Source organism: Blautia sp. AF19-1 (assembly GCF_003479155.1).
GTDB classification, from domain to species: Bacteria; Bacillota; Clostridia; order Lachnospirales; family Lachnospiraceae; genus Fusicatenibacter; species Fusicatenibacter saccharivorans.
This window is the reverse complement of the sequence record NZ_QUGQ01000005.1, coordinates 113,120-128,930: the sequence shown is the minus strand read 5'-3', so window position 1 is coordinate 128,930 and position 15,811 is coordinate 113,120. Positions and strand designations below refer to the sequence as shown.

Below are 15,811 nucleotides of genomic sequence, written 5' to 3'. Positions count from 1 at the left end.
CTCACTTTCTGATAAATGGCAGCTCCGGCATACAGTCACGCTCGGCGATGTGGGTCAGCATTCCGGCGAACCCCTTTGGATCGCGTATCTGATATTGCATATGCTCGTATCCCTCAAACACGGGATAATGGCCGCAGGGGTAGGCTTCCATCACTGCCTGACGGTATTTGAAATGATCTTCTATGCTGCCAAACTCAAAATAGCTGTGCTTTTGCAGTTCCTCGGGAAGGGACGGAAAGGGCTTATCCTCCAGGCTGTCCGAAATCTGCCGTCGCAAATTTGTATAGGTCAGATTTTCCCCTGCGGCTATAAAATACGGCTTTATGGAATCGTCGTCACACCACAGTATCTTTTTCAGCGTACCGCCCTTCGACCAATATAGGCTCTTGATGGCAAAATACAGAAACGGCGTCATGATACGGCGCGTGCCCTTTCCGATTTGGGCGAACTGCCCGCCGTCAAAGAAAGCGTGCTCCACGGGCAGCTTCGTCTGCGTCAGAAACGCCATGGCAAGGTCTGCACCAATGGAAGAAGCGACCACCATCGCCAGCCGCTCCACGCCCTGTCGATGCAGAAAGTCCTCCACCTGCCGTATTTCGTCCAGCTTGCTGACATATTTCTGCCCCTCGCAGTAAACAGTGGAGGTGGGCAGAATGCAGAAATACCGATCCTGCAAATACCTCGCAATCGGTTCGCTGCTCGCTCCTGTCACACCCATTGCATGAAAGAACAGCACGGCAGGATTCCTCCTGTCGCCATATGTTTGAAACAGCATTTCTATCACCTCATATTTTCATAAAAAGCATCATAATTGCCGCCAATGCTGCCGAAATGACCGCCATACCAATTGTGCCGAACAGCCACTTTTTGCCCTTATCCTTGGCTGTAATGGAGGGTTTCAGGTCTTCCGTTCCCGGAATTTCCCATGCGTTCGTATGTCCTACCCAATAGCCGTCAACCCCAAATCGGTCTATAAGATTCATAACGGACAGTATGACCAGCAGCTGCCAGAAGCCCGCAAGAAAACCCCGCGCACCGTTCACCACATAGACGCACACCAGCACATAGGCGATGTAGCCGGGGACGCAGACAGCTTTGAAAATCAAAGCGTTCCGCTTGATTTTCGCGTGTGTTGTAAGTCCCAGCGTTACGCACCGCTCCTGCACCTTCGGGCTGTAAAGATGCACCATGCCCACCGCGCCCTTGCGGATACCGATGGCGCAAACCAAAATGAGCAGAACGCCAAGTCCTATGCCTTCCAAAATCACCTGTAAAATCATCATTTACTTCCTTATCCCAGCGCCACATCCAGCACCATCATCACGCTGAAGCCTACCGCAAAGAACACCGTTCCAAGATTCGAGTGCCGCCCCTGCGACATTTCCGGGATCAGCTCCTCTACCACCACATAGAGCATGGCGCCCGCTGCAAAGCTCAGCAGATACGGCAGCGCCGGGATCACCAGCTGCGCCGCAAGAAGCGTCAGCACCGCGCCGATAGGCTCGACAACGCCGGAAAGCACGCCGCCGAGAAACGCTCGGCCCTTGCATTCCCCCTCCGCCCGGAGCGGCATGGAGATGATCGCACCCTCGGGAAAATTCTGAATGGCAATGCCGAGGGATAGCGCCAGTGCGCTTGCCGCAGTAATCTGCGTATTTCCCGAAAGAAAGCCTGCATACACCACGCCGACTGCCATTCCCTCCGGGATATTATGTAAAGTAACAGCCAGCACCATCATGGTGGTGCGCCCGAGCTTGCTTTTCGGGCCCTCGGCCTGATTGCTTCCCACATGAAGATGGGGAATCAAACGGTCAAGCAGGAGCAAAAACAGCACGCCGCTCCAAAAGCCGATAAAAGCGGGGAGAAAGGACAGCTTCCCCATATCCTCCGACTGCTCAATGGCGGGGATCAGCAGGCTCCAGATGGACGCTGCCACCATCACACCGGCGGCAAAGCCGGCAAGGGCGCGCTGCACCAGATCGCCAAGGGATTTTTTCATAAAGAACACGCAGGACGCACCCAACGTTGTGCCGAGAAAGGGAATCAGTATTCCGAGAAAAGTTTTCATTTATCTCACCCCCTTTGCGTGAATTGTTGCTTGTTTCGCCGAAATCCGGCTTCATCCCGATACTCGGGATGTTCTTTTACATACGGGTCCTGATCGCCGCAGATGGTATAGTCGCACCGGCAGCCGTTCACGCAGGTAGTCGCCCGTATAAGCTTTGCATGGAGCAGTTCCATGGACGCATAGTCCACATTGCACAAGGCGGGCATGATGTCCGTAAGGCCGTGCCGGATGGCAAACTCCGCCGCCGGACACGCCGTAAATTCATAATAAATAGGCTTGTCGGTTTCATAAGGCGCAACCGACATCTCGTAATCGTGCCATTTGTCGCAGCCGCTTTTCGCACGAACAAACGCCTTGTACATCAGCTTCCTCCAGAACGGCTTGTTGCAGTCCACAAATTTCAGCTTGCGGAAAGTCGGAAGAATCAGATTTTCCTCCATCTCTTCAATCTCATGGAACGATGTGACGGCTTTGCAGACTGTGTAGTAGCTCATGATGGCGATGCAGTCGTAGGTGCCGCCTACGCCGTTGTGGAAGTTCTTTTTGCCGCCCAAGTCGGTGCGCCAGTCGGAGAGAAAGACCACGTACTGCCGCTGCACCTTTTCCCATACTGTCTCCCGCTCTGCTTCCGGATAGTGCAGGGCGATTTTCGCCAGAATTTCTTTTTTGCAAGGCTTTGAATACAGCACATGGCTTTTGCGGTCGAATAGAAGCTCGTTGTCCTTCATCTGATTGCCTCCCTCCTTGTTCTTTCTTGCGTGCATGAGACCATCTCAGACTTAACCCGCTTTTCGGCAGACAAACCATGCCATGCTTTTCAGGTTTCCCATGTCCACATCCGTATACATTCCATTCAGCCGTGCTTTCAGACTGGAAACCGTCTCATAGGGCGGTGTAAAAAAACCTGCCTTTTCATAAACATGCCGGACAAACCAATCCGTCCGCTTGTGCTCGCCCATCACATAAAAGCAGCCGCAGAATGTCCCGTCGGGTCTCAAAACCCGGAAAACCTCCCGATAGGCGGCTTCCTTGTCCGGAAAAGCATGAAAGCCGTTCAGCGACAAAACGATGTCGAAGGTGTTGTCTGCATAGGAGAGTGCTCCCACATCTCCCTGCCGGAAGGTTACATTTTTCAGGTGCAGGCGGTCAGCCTTTTCCAGATAGGCGTCGTTTTCCGCCTTGTTCATTGCCCACACCAAGCGGCACACCGCTTTCCCGCTCAGAGTAGAGCAGGTGATCATGCCGTCATAAAAACTGTTTCCGCCCGTCATTCGGTACGCACCGCGAATGGCTTCTTTTCGTTCCATGGTTTTCTCTCCGTGTTTCAATCATCACACGACCGTTTCCGATCTCATTTTTTCAAAATGTCCACGATTTTCGCAAAGTCCTCCTTTGCCTCCTTGAAGATCGGCAGCATACAGTAGCAATGCACCATCTTCGGGCGGGCGGACACCGTATAGGGGACATTTGCCCGTTTGCAGGCTTCCTCAAAGGCCGGCAATGCGCCGTAGAGCACCTCGTCGGCAGAATAGAAGAAGTGGATATCGCCTACGCCGGTAAAATCTCCCCGGGAGCCGGAGAGCATATAGTCCGGCACATTCTTGCAGCCATGCCGCATGAACTTTTCCACCGTCACCATAAAGGCATAGTCAATGGAAACATCCCTTTCATTGAGTGCCTGCATCCGCGCCTTTTCCGCATCGTTCCACGGCACCTCGCCGGGGGATACGGCGACAATGTGCCGTGGCTGCGGCAGCGACTCGGGCTGCGCGTTGTTGTGCGCCGCAATGCCAAGCGCCAGCGCACCGCCGGAGGAAAAGCCGCAAGTACTGACATTTCCGCCGCCGTACAGTGTAATCATTTTTCGATAACATTCGTACACCATCGCGTATGTTTCAGTAATGCAGTGTTCCATGCAGAGCGGGTAAAACGGAAACCACACATCACAGCCGGTCTCGCGGCAGAGCTTGCGCATCACAGGCAGGTCACCCTTATCGGGGCCGATCACCATGCCGCCGCCAAAGAAATAGAGAATCGCGCGCTCGGACGGCTTCGGATGCTCTCGCACGATCAGACAGGGAAAGCCGTTTACCGCGATCGTTTCATAATATGCCTTGCTGTCGGTGGGCGTAAAAACGCCACGATGCCGGTTCTGCTTTTCAATTTCCTTTCGCAGTGCATCCTCCGGCAAGGCGAACGCCTTTTTCGCGCCGGAGAGCTCGTATACGCTGCGTAAGATAGATGCAAAGATACTCATGATTTAGCCCTCTCATTTCCTCGCTGTAATGCAGAGCCAGCTTTTCTTTTTGTATATCTGCACATCGTGAAAGCCCGCCTGCTCCAGATACGCCTTTAACTCAACGTCCTTATAGATGGTCATGCCGCCGATGATCTCCGTCCACTTCTTGTCCTTGTCCGTATCGCCATTGCTCTCGTTACAAATGAGTAATGTCCCGCCGGGCTTCAGCACCCGGTAAACCTCCCGGAAGCACCGGGGCAGATCGGGCCAGAAATAGACGGTTTCAAAGGCTGTGACCGCATCGAACCAGTCCTTTGCGAAAATGATACGCTCCACGCTGCCCTGCCACACCACGCAGCGCCCCTCCTGAATCGCGGCTCGGTTGAGGCTTCGAGCCTTCTCCACACTGACGGGAGAATAGTCAATGCCCTTGACAATACCCTGTGGGCATTTTTTCAGCAGCATTTTCATGTTCGCCCCGCCGCCGCAGCCGCAGTCCAGCACCTTGGCATCCGGTGCGGCATTCAGAAATTGGAGCCCCCACCGAGCCACGGCGCTGTGACCGAGATTCATCATGGCGACCATAATTTTCCCGCCAAAGCCCTCGGGCTTGCGGGTGTTTTCAAAGAATGACATATCACACCTCCGTTTTCTCACACTCGGCATAGGTCAGCGGGAACGAGGCTTTCAAAACAACGCTTTTCCGCACCGTCCAGCCATTCTGACTTAGAAAGCGCAGGTATTCCGCGCTCGTCCACTTGCTGTGGAGGGGAAAGCCCACACGCTTCATAAAAAATGCCCTGACCTTGCCGGAAAACGAGTTTCCCGCGTGGGTGAAGGTCGGCGCGATGAGCGTGCCGTCGTCTTTCAGTACCCGTTTTATCTCTTGCAGGGCTTTTTCCGGCTGCGGCACGATATGCAGCGCGTTGGACACGATCACCACATCGAAGGACTCCTCAGCGTAGGGCAGGCAGAACATATCCTGCACGGAGAAGTGCAGCTTGGCAGAGCGAGTATCCCGCTTTGCCTCGGCAATCATCTCTGCGGAGGCGTCCGTCGCCTCGATGTGTGCCGCCGCGTTCACGATGTGCTTTGCAATCAATCCCGTGCCGGTAGCAAGCTCCAGCACCGTCTTGTGCCGCACGACCGGCCGGATCAGCTCATACATCTCGTCATATGCCGCCCGATCCTTTCGCATAAAGCGGTCGTACCGACCGGCATTTTTGTCCCAGAAATTCTTGTGTTCTCGCATCTCTGTCATTCCCTTCGGTGTTAGATTTGCCTAACCAATACGTGCAGTTATTCGATTAGATGTCGCTAACTATCGTGTCTTGGAAAAGCCGCATTGCTGCGGCCTTTCGCTTATTCAAATAACTCCCTGCAAGCACCGTACACCAGCGTTTCCAGCACCTGCGGGTACAGTCCTCCTATTTGTTCCTTGTGTGAGACGGTCAGAATCAGTCCGCGTACTGTCGCGGCGGCAAGTGAAATCCCCCGTTTAGGAACAAGGTCATATTTTTCCAGAAGCTGACGAATGTGCGTCTCGTCGTCGTGGTAATGCACATTTTTGACATCCTCCGGCAGTCTCTGCAAAAGCAGCTTTGCATCGTTTTCAATGAAAGCCATGTCGCCGGTATCGGACAGCCGCCGGCAGACGGCAAGGACCGCCTTTGCCGCGCGCTCCGACGGCGGCAAGCCGTCAGTTTCGCTCAGTGCATGGTCAGCCACTCCGTAAAGCTCGGAGTGAATGTTCTCCAAAACCGCGAAGAAGACCATCTCCTTGGATTCGTAGAATTTATAAAACGAGCCTTTTGCGATACCGACAGCCTTTGTCAGTTGATCCACTGAGGTTTTCTTCATCCCCAGCGTGACAGCACAATGTCTCGTTTCTTTCAGCAACGCCTTGCGGAGCTGCTCAGTCTCGTAATCGGTAAAAGCCAAGCCCGCGCCTCCTTAAATATGACCGTTTCAGTTTATTTGGTCATATTATACCGCGCTTCTTTCTGGTTTGCAAGGGGTGTGGAGAAAAAATCGCTAATCAAAAGGAGTGCAGTGTTGCAGAAAGAGACGACGGAATTCCGGTAATCGTTGTCGCCGCTGTAAAAGAAACTATATCGTAAAAGGGCATCAGAACGAAGCATCCAAACGCTGCGTTCTGATACCCATTTTGTTTCATATTGCACAGATGGGTTGATTACAAGAAAAAAGCAGGAATTAACACAACATGAACGACATATGATATCTGCAATAATCTTCCTGGGGAACGATCTGCACAACGCTCAACGACATGCCCCATGTATAGAGACGGCGACTCGTAAGAGCCGCCGCCTTTTACATGACTACCGCTCAGGGTCACTTCTTTTTCGTTTGCTGATTGAATTTCGATGCTGCTCCTGCCTTTTGTGAGCAATGAGTTGTCGCCCCTGCCGTTCTTCTGCATCCTCTCCGAGCAGTCTGGATGTTTCCTGTTTGGCACCGAGCAGCATAATAAGAAATGGCTTCTCATGCATGGCATCCTCTAACTGCTTTTCTGACTCCTTTTCCTGTACAGGACGGATGGCCCGCCGTGCTTCATACAACTCCACCGGGTCAAACTCCGTAGCCTGCGCTTTCAGTTCAGCGTATTCGGTCAAAGCCTTATCCAACTCGGCGGAATATTTCTGTTCCTGCGTCTCCAGCCTCTCCGCGATGGCGGGGACAGTACGGGCAACCAATGCGGCCAGTTTTTTGATTTCGGCTTTCAACTCCCACAGCAGCGCATTATCGGCCTTGATCTGCCGGTTAATCTCGCAGCGGTCAGAAATGATTCCCTTGCACTCCAACGCCTGCGCCGCTACGCCCTCATGGATGGTAGGAATCTCATCCAAACCCCGTGCAACGTTGCTGCGGTGGTCAATGCGTTCCTCGCGTCCCGCACGTTCCAGATGGCGGTTGGACACGTCAGCCCACGCCGCCCGCCATGTCAAAAGCTGTTCCTCACTGTTCCAGCGTTCGGAGATTGAATTCTGTCTGCCGTAGCGGGTGGTGTCATGTACACTTTCTTTTTGTCGACCTTGTAGGGATATTGCTTCTCCCAGCCATCGTTCTGCGCCGACTTGAACTCGGCGGCGGTGAAGCCTTTTTCCTCGCCGTTTCTGACGCAGAGATATTCTTTCTCGGTTTTGTACTGCCAGTGTCCCTGCTCATCCAGCGGGCGCACCGTCAGGAGAATGTGGGCATGGGGATTGTGGCCGTCAGTGTCGTGGATGGCAGCGTCGGCGCACATTCCATCCGAAATAAACTGCTCCCGGATAAAGTCTTGCAGCAGCTCGATCTGCTGCTCCCGACTCATGACCTCCTTGCCAAAATACTTTTCCAGTTCCGCAGTAGAAATAATCACGCCTCGATCCTCCTTTTTCTGTTCTGATAAGATACCGTCAATGACATCGCCGTTGAGCTTGCCTTCCTTATCCAGCTCCCGGAGCCGTTTAGCCTGGGCCAGCGAGGGCGAAGCCTGCTCCCCGTCAATGGAAACAACGATAAGCCTCTGATTTTTCGGTTTGATGTAGGACAGCTCCACGGCAGGCATGAAGCCCATCTTTTTATCGTCTACCTTATCCAGAAGCTCCGGCACAAGGGAGTTGAGCCGCAAGTAGCGCATGACCTTTTTATAGTTCATTTCATGCGCCTCGCCCACAATCTCAACCGAGCGTTTTCCGACATCGCCTTCCGCAACGCCTTTCAGCCGCCCGCCCTGATGCTTGATGTCCTCAACTTCGAGTTCCAGCAGCGCGGCCAATTCGCTGGGGAGCATCCCGTCACGCTGCTTGTTGCTGTCTTTCATGGCCTGAACCGCTTCGTGGTCGGTCATTTCACGGACGATAAAGGGCATTTCATCCAACCCGGCCAGCTCGCTACCGTGGGTGCGGCGATGGCCCGCTACAATTTCGTAGCCGTTTCCGTCTTTCTCCGGGCGGGCAAGACCGGGAACCATTACACCGTTTACGCGGATAGAAGCAACGATTTCCTGCATCTTTGCATCGTCCCTTACCTTAAAGGGATGCGGACGGAATGTGTGAAACGGATGAACCTCGGAAAGTTTCAGATAAACCAGCTTGCCTTCCTCAACCGGGCGGGGCGGTGTGGTCGGCTCGGGAGCCGTCTGTTCCACAGCAGCAGTTTCCTTCGGTGCCGTATCCTGTGCAGGCTTAATGGGCTCCTTGGCATCCGGGGCCTTTCCGTCACTTCGGGACACTTTGTCTCGTTTGGACGGCTTGGGCTTGTCAGGGGCCGCCTTTTCGACTTCGGCGCAGGCGTTCTGCCTCTTTTCCGCCATAAGCTCATTGATTTTGTCAAAGGACACAACCACATCGTCGGGCTCAGACGCTGCGGCCTGTTCTGGTGTGGTGATAGGCCCGGCGGCCTCCGGGGAAGTATTCTCCGCAGGGCCTGTGTTCAGTTTTTCATCGGCCATTTACGATCCTCCTTTCCGTCTATCCACGCAAAAAAGCCGCCCGTTTTTCATGCCGGACGGCTTTTTGCGTAATGTGATAGATCAAATATTATTTTTTCTGGTTTGTAGGATCCGAAAAGCCTTGTATTTACAGTGTTCCTAATAGGAAGTAATCATATGCTTATCCTCCCCAAAATGCTCGCCCGGATGGGCTTTTTTGTTATAGCCACAGGATAAAACTTTTCTTCCGGGAAGTGGTCGCATGGAAAGCGACATTTTTGATTTCTGAAGCTTTCTGACGATTTTTTTACGCCCCGATCAAATTCTGATCAAATGCAAACAGTGCTTCGTTGATTTCAAGTACATCATAGTTCCCCTGTTCCACAAAATATTCCACGATAATATCGAATTTGCTCGCATGTGACAGAGCGAATCCGGCTTAGCCAAGCATATCCTGCATTTCTATGAGCGGCAGTTCAAGAGCCAGTGTAAACGCAAGCACCGTCTGCTTGGATGGCCTATAGAACTTGTCAGAACGAAGCTTGGAAAACAGTTTCCGGTCAATGTTCGCTTTTTTATAGCACTGTGCATCAGTCATACCCTGTTCATCAATTTCTATTCTTTTTTTTTATGGATCGATTTTACGAATCTATTTCAGGAATTTTTTGCACAGCATGTTTCGAATGGTCAAAGGAATCAAAAAAGCGCATACAGAAAATATAAAATCCTGCATGCGCTTTTTGATCCGTCAGAGTATAGCGACGTACGTCAAATTTTCTATGCTATAGGAGCGATATTGCTATTTCCGTGTACAGCGAGAAAACTTTTTACTCCTCGTCATCTTTCTTCTTTTTTCCACGGAGTTTCAGCCCCAGTCCGCCGGCTCCAAGAGAAGCGACTGCCATGCTGACCCATCCCCAGATGTTCGTCACATCGCCGGTCTTTGCATTGCTGCTCTTCTTGGCCGTGGATGTATTGGATACACCGCTGCTTGCAAGTGGAGCAGTTGTTGTCTTTGGCGTAGTGGTCGGAGTTGTGGATGGTGTTTTCGTCGGCTGCGTTGTAGGCGTTTCTGTTGGTGCAGCTGTCGGGGTTTTGGTTGGTGTTACGGTCGGAGTCTCTGTCGGTGTTACTGTTGGTGTTTCCGTTGGTGTTACACTCGGTGTTTCTGTTGGAGCCGGTGTCGGCTCTTCGCCTGGGTTTCCTTTCTTCCAGGTAAAGGTAAGATCCTGATATCCAAGAGCGGAAACAGTGATTTCAAAGGAATCGCCCTCTGCAAATGGTGCGGCGTCTGTTTTTAAGGTTCCGTCTTCGTTAAAGAGGACAACGGCTCTTCTTCCGCTTGCGGCATATGCTGTTCCGTTTACACTGACAGATGTAATGCTCTTCAGGTAATCTGCAAACTCTTCCGCAGTAGCATCATCTGCTTTGACAAGGGCAGGTGCCTTTGCATCTGCATGGAATGCAGCCGGCATTTCTTCTGTGTACAGAACAAAGTCTGCGGTAAGATCTGCATACTTTCCATTCTGATCGTGTACGGTCAGTGTATAAGCGCCTTTTTTCGCGTTCTTAAAGTACAGGGTATCTCCAGATACGGTTCCGGTCAGGCCTTCTACCGAATAAACAGCGGCATAATCTTCCGGCAGTCCTTCCAGTTTAACAGAAGTGTTTCCGGCTGTTACGGAAGCGTTTTCTACGGACAGTTCATTTGCAAATTTTACCGGTACATAAACATCTGCCGGGATTTCAAAGATTCCTTTGCTGGTGTAGTAAGTAATCTTGTTAATGGTCTGTCCCATCATTCCTACATAATGTGCAGAAGAGGTCGGGCAGTTGTGAACTTTTTCGGTAAATCCGGTGCTCCATGCCAGTTCGGATACTCTCCAGATATTTTCCAGATGACGCATACCGTAATCATTACCTTCTTTGGTGCTGACAACAACGCCATATACCGTATCTTTTCCGGCTTCAATCGTATCGGTCAGTCCATCCAGGTCTAACTGATAATCGCCATATCTGCTATTGGTGGAAAGCTCTGCGGTTACATTTTCCAGTTTTGTTGCTTCCGCGCCTTTCACAGCACCAAAGGTCACATTTCCATCGGCATCGACAGATGCTTCTTTATAGTAAGCCGGAACTTCATTTAAGGTATAGTAAGCGTAGCTTGCTTTCTCATACAGAGCATCTTTTCCCGTATACGTTGTCGTAGATGTCTTTCCACGGTTGGTAACGGTAATTTCAATGGAATCGTCATCGGTTACTTTCGTATATTTGCTCAGATCCATTCCTTCTGTTACTTTTACCGGGAAGGTGATACCAGTGATATCGCTTCCATCTGCGTTCACATGGTAGGAACCGCCGGAGAGAGAAGGTGTTCTTGTTTTATTTAAGGTTGCGGAAGTGAAGGCATCTACAGGGACATCATTCTTTACTTCAGCCTGATAGAATGCTGCGTATGGAATGTTCATCAGAACATACTGGGACTGCAGAGCTTCGATTGCGGCTGTTAAATGGCTGGTTGCCTCATCGACAGATGCCTGGCTGTGTTTTTTATCCAGTTCATCTTTTGCTTCCGAAAGTTCGGTCTGCATGTCATTCCAGGACTTTTCTGTGTAAAGATCTTTGTTCAGACCTTCTGCTTTTGCAATTGCCTCTTCCAGAGCTGCTGTGCTCTGAACCGGATCGGCGCCTACGATATTCTCTTTGGTTGCCTCGAAGGTATAAGAAGCATCTGCGTAACCAAGGGCATGAATCGTAATCTTCCAGTAGCCGGTTCCATCGGTTCCTTCCGGAAGCTGGCAGCGGAGAGAATCGGTAAGTCCAAGCTGGATTCCCATTGCTTTATGCATCCAGTTATCGGAAGCAAATTTCGTTCCGTATACTGCCTTTGCATTGGTATAGGTCGCATCATCGCCATAGTATGTCCAAGTTACCGTCTGCATATTGGCTGCCAGGTCGCCATAATCCCCATTCAGATCTACACGGAGAAATTCGCCATAAGAACCATTAGCTTCTTTTACAGTAAGACCAACTGTTGCAGCATCCGGAGCAGTCTTCAGAGCAGTACCAGAAATGCCGGATGCAGTTCCGGTTGTACGTGCAGAAAAGCTAAACGTGCCGTCCGCATTTTTCATTGCTGTTTTCAGTCCGTTTGTATCCTGTGTTACATCTGCTACCAGATCTGTATAATTCTGCAGCTTATTTTCTGTGAAACCACCAGAGAGTTTTCCTCCATTCTCCACTACAACATATTTCTTGCAGAATTCTTCATAATCGTCTTCTGAAACTTTTACAGGAACATACTTCAGTCCTTTTACTTCATAATGATCAATCTCTTTTTTGTCATAAGTAACTGTTTCACCATTCGTCAGAACTGCTGTTGTTACGCCGGTATAATATGCAACATCATAGGTTGTACCATCTTTCATATAGATCGTTGCTGTGCACTGGAAACTTCCTCTGTGCAGTCCATGAATTGTTGTTGCACGAGTTACTGTATCAAATGCACCCTTATCGCTTTCACCGCGACTATCTGTGGTTTCTGAGGCTGCATCGTTTCCCGCTGCCTGTACATTTTCAGCAGCCCAGTATTCTGCCCACGTAAGCCCAGCATAAACGTATTTGTAAGCAGTTTCCTTTTTCTCATAGGTAAAGGAAAGTGTTTTGTAACCGGTTGCTGTAATTTCAATTTCAAAATGAGTTCCATCCGCAAAAGCAGCTGCCGTTGTATCAAGGCTGCCATCCTCTTTCACCAGGACGGTAGCTTTTTTTCCGCTTGCCGGATAATCTTTTCCGTTCACTTTTACAGAAGTGATATTTTTGATATAGTCTGCAAAATCCTCTTCCGATGCGGAATCTGCCTTTACAAGCGCCGGAGCATTTCCTTTTTCATTGTAGGAGGCTGGCATTGCATCGGTAAAAAGTGTAAATTTCTGTGTCAGATCTGCGTATTTTCCGTTTTTATCATGAATGGTAAGTGTATAAATACCTTTTTTCGCATCCATGGAATAAGAAAGGGTATTTCCATTTACCGTGCATCCATCCAGACCATCTACAGAATATTCTGCTTCATAATCTGACGGGAGACCTGTAAGATTGAGTGTTGTCTTTCCCGCTGTCACAGAGGCATCCGCAACAGAAACACTTGCTTCAAATTTTATCGGAACATAAATATCCGAAACAGGAATGGTATAGATTCCCTTACTGGTGTAATAAGTTACTTTGCTGATATGCTGACCCATCATAGATTTATAATGCTCTGAAGAAGTCGGGCATTCATGGACGGAGGTTGTAAATCCGGTAGACCATGCCAGTTTGGTTCCTCGCCAGATATTTTCCACATGACGCATGCCATAGTCGTTACCTTCTTTGGTGCTCACAATTACACCGTACACCTGGTCCTGATCCACAGCGATTGTATTTTCAAGACCATCCAGATTCAACTGATAATCACCATACCTGGATTCTGTCCGAAATTTTGGTGTAACGTCGCTCAGTTCGGTAGCAGTTCCCACTGTTTTCCCAAAAGAAAGACTTCCATCTGCATTCACGGTTGCTTCCTTGTAATAAGATGGCGCATCACTCAGTACATAATAAGCGTAATCAGCATTTTCAAACAGTGCATCTTTTCCGGTATACGTTGTAGTAGATGTCTGTCCACGCTTCGTAACCGTAATACTTACCGAATCCTCATCCGTTACTTTTTTATATTTGGAAAGATCAATTCCGGAAACTTTAACAGGGAATGTGATTCCATCAATGGAACTTCCGTCTGCATTGGAATGATAGGAACCGCCGGCAATGGATCCTGTTTTTGTCTTTGACTTCGTTGCAGAAGAGAAAACATCAACGGAAACACTGTTATTTAACTCTGCGGCATAAAATTTATCGTATGGAATATTCATCAGAACATAGGAAACCTGTTCGGACGGTGTGACAGTCGGTGTGACAGTCGGTGTTGCATCAGGCGTCGGTGTCGCTGGTTCGGATGGCGCAGGTGTTGCCGCCGGTGCTTTTTCCAGTCCTTTAACCGCAGCAGTAAGTGCATCTTTCGCAGCATCGACAGCAGTCTGCGATTCTTTGGCATTCAATGCTGTTTTCGCAGCAGCAAGTGCACTCTGCATGGATTTCCAGGAAGTAGAAGTATAATCGGCTTCTTCCAAAGCTTCTGCTTTTGCAATCGCATCTGAAAGCTCTGTTGTATCAACAGAAGGAGCTGGTGTTACGATATCAGCTTTTTCTGCTGCGGCAAGTGCTGCCTGTTTTACAGCAGCTGATGTTCTGGTTGCACCGGAGACGCTGTCCCAGTTCTGAAGATTGGCAACTGTGGCATCCTGTCCCTCGAGTTTTGTTTTGATACCTTTGGACTTGGATACTGCTTTTGAAAAATAACTGCTGCTTTCCGAATCATAGCCATTTCCAGGAGTTACCGTAATATCGGAAAATTTTCCGTTAGCGACAGTAAGCTTTACATTGACATCATATTCGGTCCATTCATCCTCTCTGTCTTCCTCTTCCATGCGGGTTACATGAGCGGTAGATTCATAAACACCGTCTTTCATGACCCCGTTTTCGGTATCTGCAAGTACAGTTCCAGGGAGCAGACTCATGGTCATAGAAGCTGCCATCACGGCGGCTAATGATTTTTTCTGAAGTTCTTTTCTTTTGATCATAACTTCCTCCTTTTCCTTCTTGAATGGTTTGCAGGAAAGATTGGGCAAACCATTCTGTATTATTGAATTAGTTTTACCTAATTAATAATCCAGTTAACTAACCAATGGATATTTTACTAATTTTAGATAGTTTTGTCTAACCTATAACTGTTGTTTTTTTCTCATTTACATCAAAAAAGTGTCTTATTGAATTATTTTTGCTATTTACGACGCCTTAAAAATAAAACTCTTACCGTAACTTTTGAAAAAGCAGGCCGGAATCAGGTGGATATTCGCATTTCCTTTTGATCCCCTGATTCATCTAAAAGGTTTGTCGGAAATAAAAGAACAAAAAAACACTACATGGAACAAGTATTTTTCATTCTTGTTCCATGTAGTGTTTTTCTACAGGCACTCTATTTTCTTCCTTTTCCGTGAACCCTACCACATATTCTTCTTTTCTTCTAAATGGATTGCCAAAAAAATCCGGCCGGAAAGAATTCCAATCAGCGTTCCGGTTATGACACCTGCGATCAGCAGAACCGGAAGATAATAAAACAATTTTGTGTTCTGTACAACGTATGCGGCAACGCAGATCTGCGCGACATTGTGGGCTACAGCACCGGCAATACTGACACCGGTCATACTGAAACCTTTGATTTTTTTCAAGAGAAGCATCACGAAGAAGCTCAAAAGACCACCGGCTAAACTGTACAGAATCGACATTCCATTTCCGAAAAGATAGCCCATCAGAAGAATCCGGGCAATGGAAATCATCAGAACCTCTGCCGGCGGAAGGAAAAACAGTCCGATGACCACAATCAGGTTTGCAATGCCAAGCTTAATTCCCGGTACACCAAAATTGATGGGAATCAGCGCCTCCACATAACTGAAGATCATGGCAAGTGCCATTAACATGGCACATAATGCAATTTTTCTGCTTGCAACATGGCTGTTTTTCATTCTTCTTCATTCCTTCCCTTTCCATGTTTTTGCTTTTTATTTTACAATTACATCCGGTGCGTCTTCCTCAGAATCCGGCAAGGTACTGTCACTTTCCACTTCAGCTACCAGCTTGTGGGGAAGACATACGATCGTTTCATTTACTTTCTGTATGGAGCCCTGTTTTTTACAGTAACCGTCCGGGCAGTCGGCTTCTTCCATGTGCGCTTTTCCGTTTTTAATGACCAGCTGGTTAGTTCCGTGGCTGGTTTCAATTGGTATTGTCTGATTTTTGCTGAGCTCATAGGTTCCATAGACTTCGCCGTCCACCGTGATTTTTAAAAGATTTCCGTTTTCCGGTTTCCGCAGATACAGTCCGAGTGCCAGCAATCCGGCAAGCAGTAAAATTCCGCCGGCCAGAATAAGATCTTTTTTCTTCATGAAGATGATCTCCTGTTTCTATGTTTATGCTTATCAAA

The 15,811-nt window shown here is 49.2% G+C and carries 15 protein-coding genes and 1 pseudogene; all 16 read right to left on the bottom strand.

Going from position 1 to position 15,811, the window contains the following annotated elements:
- Position 1: 1 nt before the first annotated feature.
- Positions 2–736 carry a hypothetical protein gene (locus DWX26_RS04820; RefSeq protein ID WP_243030531.1) on the bottom strand — a complete coding sequence of 245 codons (735 nt, stop codon included), beginning with the start codon at positions 734–736 and terminating at the stop codon, positions 2–4.
- A gap of 49 nt (positions 737–785) precedes the next feature.
- The gene (locus DWX26_RS04815) at positions 786–1,283 is read right to left on the bottom strand and encodes a hypothetical protein (RefSeq protein ID WP_243030529.1); all 498 of its coding nucleotides are present in this window, start codon (positions 1,281–1,283) and stop codon (positions 786–788) included.
- A gap of 8 nt (positions 1,284–1,291) precedes the next feature.
- The gene (locus tag DWX26_RS04810; RefSeq protein ID WP_118600955.1) at positions 1,292–2,068 is read right to left on the bottom strand and encodes a ZIP family metal transporter; all 777 of its coding nucleotides are present in this window, start codon (positions 2,066–2,068) and stop codon (positions 1,292–1,294) included.
- A gap of 5 nt (positions 2,069–2,073) precedes the next feature.
- Complete coding sequence (locus DWX26_RS04805; RefSeq protein WP_118600954.1) at positions 2,074–2,796, bottom strand: L-2-amino-thiazoline-4-carboxylic acid hydrolase; 723 nt, start codon at positions 2,794–2,796, stop codon at positions 2,074–2,076.
- A gap of 51 nt (positions 2,797–2,847) precedes the next feature.
- Positions 2,848–3,375: a class I SAM-dependent methyltransferase gene (locus tag DWX26_RS04800; RefSeq protein ID WP_118600953.1), complete on the bottom strand. Its 528-nt coding sequence runs from the start codon at positions 3,373–3,375 to the stop codon at positions 2,848–2,850.
- A 44-nt stretch (positions 3,376–3,419) separates the two neighbouring features.
- Entirely contained in the window at positions 3,420–4,325 is a 906-nt protein-coding gene (locus tag DWX26_RS04795; protein WP_118600952.1) for an alpha/beta hydrolase, read from the bottom strand.
- A gap of 12 nt (positions 4,326–4,337) precedes the next feature.
- Complete coding sequence (locus DWX26_RS04790) at positions 4,338–4,943, bottom strand: class I SAM-dependent methyltransferase (RefSeq protein ID WP_118600951.1); 606 nt, start codon at positions 4,941–4,943, stop codon at positions 4,338–4,340.
- 1 nt (position 4,944) lies between these two features.
- Positions 4,945–5,559: a class I SAM-dependent methyltransferase gene (locus DWX26_RS04785; RefSeq protein ID WP_118600950.1), complete on the bottom strand. Its 615-nt coding sequence runs from the start codon at positions 5,557–5,559 to the stop codon at positions 4,945–4,947.
- A gap of 110 nt (positions 5,560–5,669) precedes the next feature.
- Positions 5,670–6,248, bottom strand: a complete 579-nt coding sequence (locus DWX26_RS04780) for a TetR/AcrR family transcriptional regulator (RefSeq protein WP_118600949.1) — start codon at positions 6,246–6,248, stop codon at positions 5,670–5,672.
- Between the two features lie 398 nt (positions 6,249–6,646).
- Positions 6,647–7,306 carry a MobA/MobL family protein gene (locus tag DWX26_RS17080; RefSeq protein WP_330422986.1) on the bottom strand — a complete coding sequence of 220 codons (660 nt, stop codon included), beginning with the start codon at positions 7,304–7,306 and terminating at the stop codon, positions 6,647–6,649.
- Entirely contained in the window at positions 7,270–7,584 is a 315-nt protein-coding gene (locus tag DWX26_RS17640) for a MobA/MobL family protein (RefSeq protein ID WP_334295234.1), read from the bottom strand. Before DWX26_RS17640 ends, DWX26_RS17080 begins: the two co-directional genes overlap by 37 nt.
- A 3-nt stretch (positions 7,585–7,587) precedes the next feature.
- A pseudogene (locus DWX26_RS17490) lies at positions 7,588–8,760 on the bottom strand (ParB/RepB/Spo0J family partition protein); the annotation flags it as partial.
- A gap of 418 nt (positions 8,761–9,178) precedes the next feature.
- On the bottom strand, positions 9,179–9,337 hold the full coding sequence (locus tag DWX26_RS17840; RefSeq protein ID WP_330422980.1) for a hypothetical protein: 159 nt from the start codon (positions 9,335–9,337) through the stop codon (positions 9,179–9,181).
- Between the two features lie 229 nt (positions 9,338–9,566).
- Positions 9,567–14,411, bottom strand: a complete 4,845-nt coding sequence (locus DWX26_RS04765) for a penicillin-binding Tp47 domain C-containing protein (protein ID WP_118600948.1) — start codon at positions 14,409–14,411, stop codon at positions 9,567–9,569.
- Between the two features lie 420 nt (positions 14,412–14,831).
- The gene (locus DWX26_RS04760) at positions 14,832–15,353 is read right to left on the bottom strand and encodes a Gx transporter family protein (RefSeq protein ID WP_118600947.1); all 522 of its coding nucleotides are present in this window, start codon (positions 15,351–15,353) and stop codon (positions 14,832–14,834) included.
- A 36-nt stretch (positions 15,354–15,389) separates the two neighbouring features.
- Positions 15,390–15,773 carry a NusG domain II-containing protein gene (locus DWX26_RS04755; RefSeq protein WP_118600946.1) on the bottom strand — a complete coding sequence of 128 codons (384 nt, stop codon included), beginning with the start codon at positions 15,771–15,773 and terminating at the stop codon, positions 15,390–15,392.
- Between the last annotated feature and the right edge of the window lie 38 nt (positions 15,774–15,811).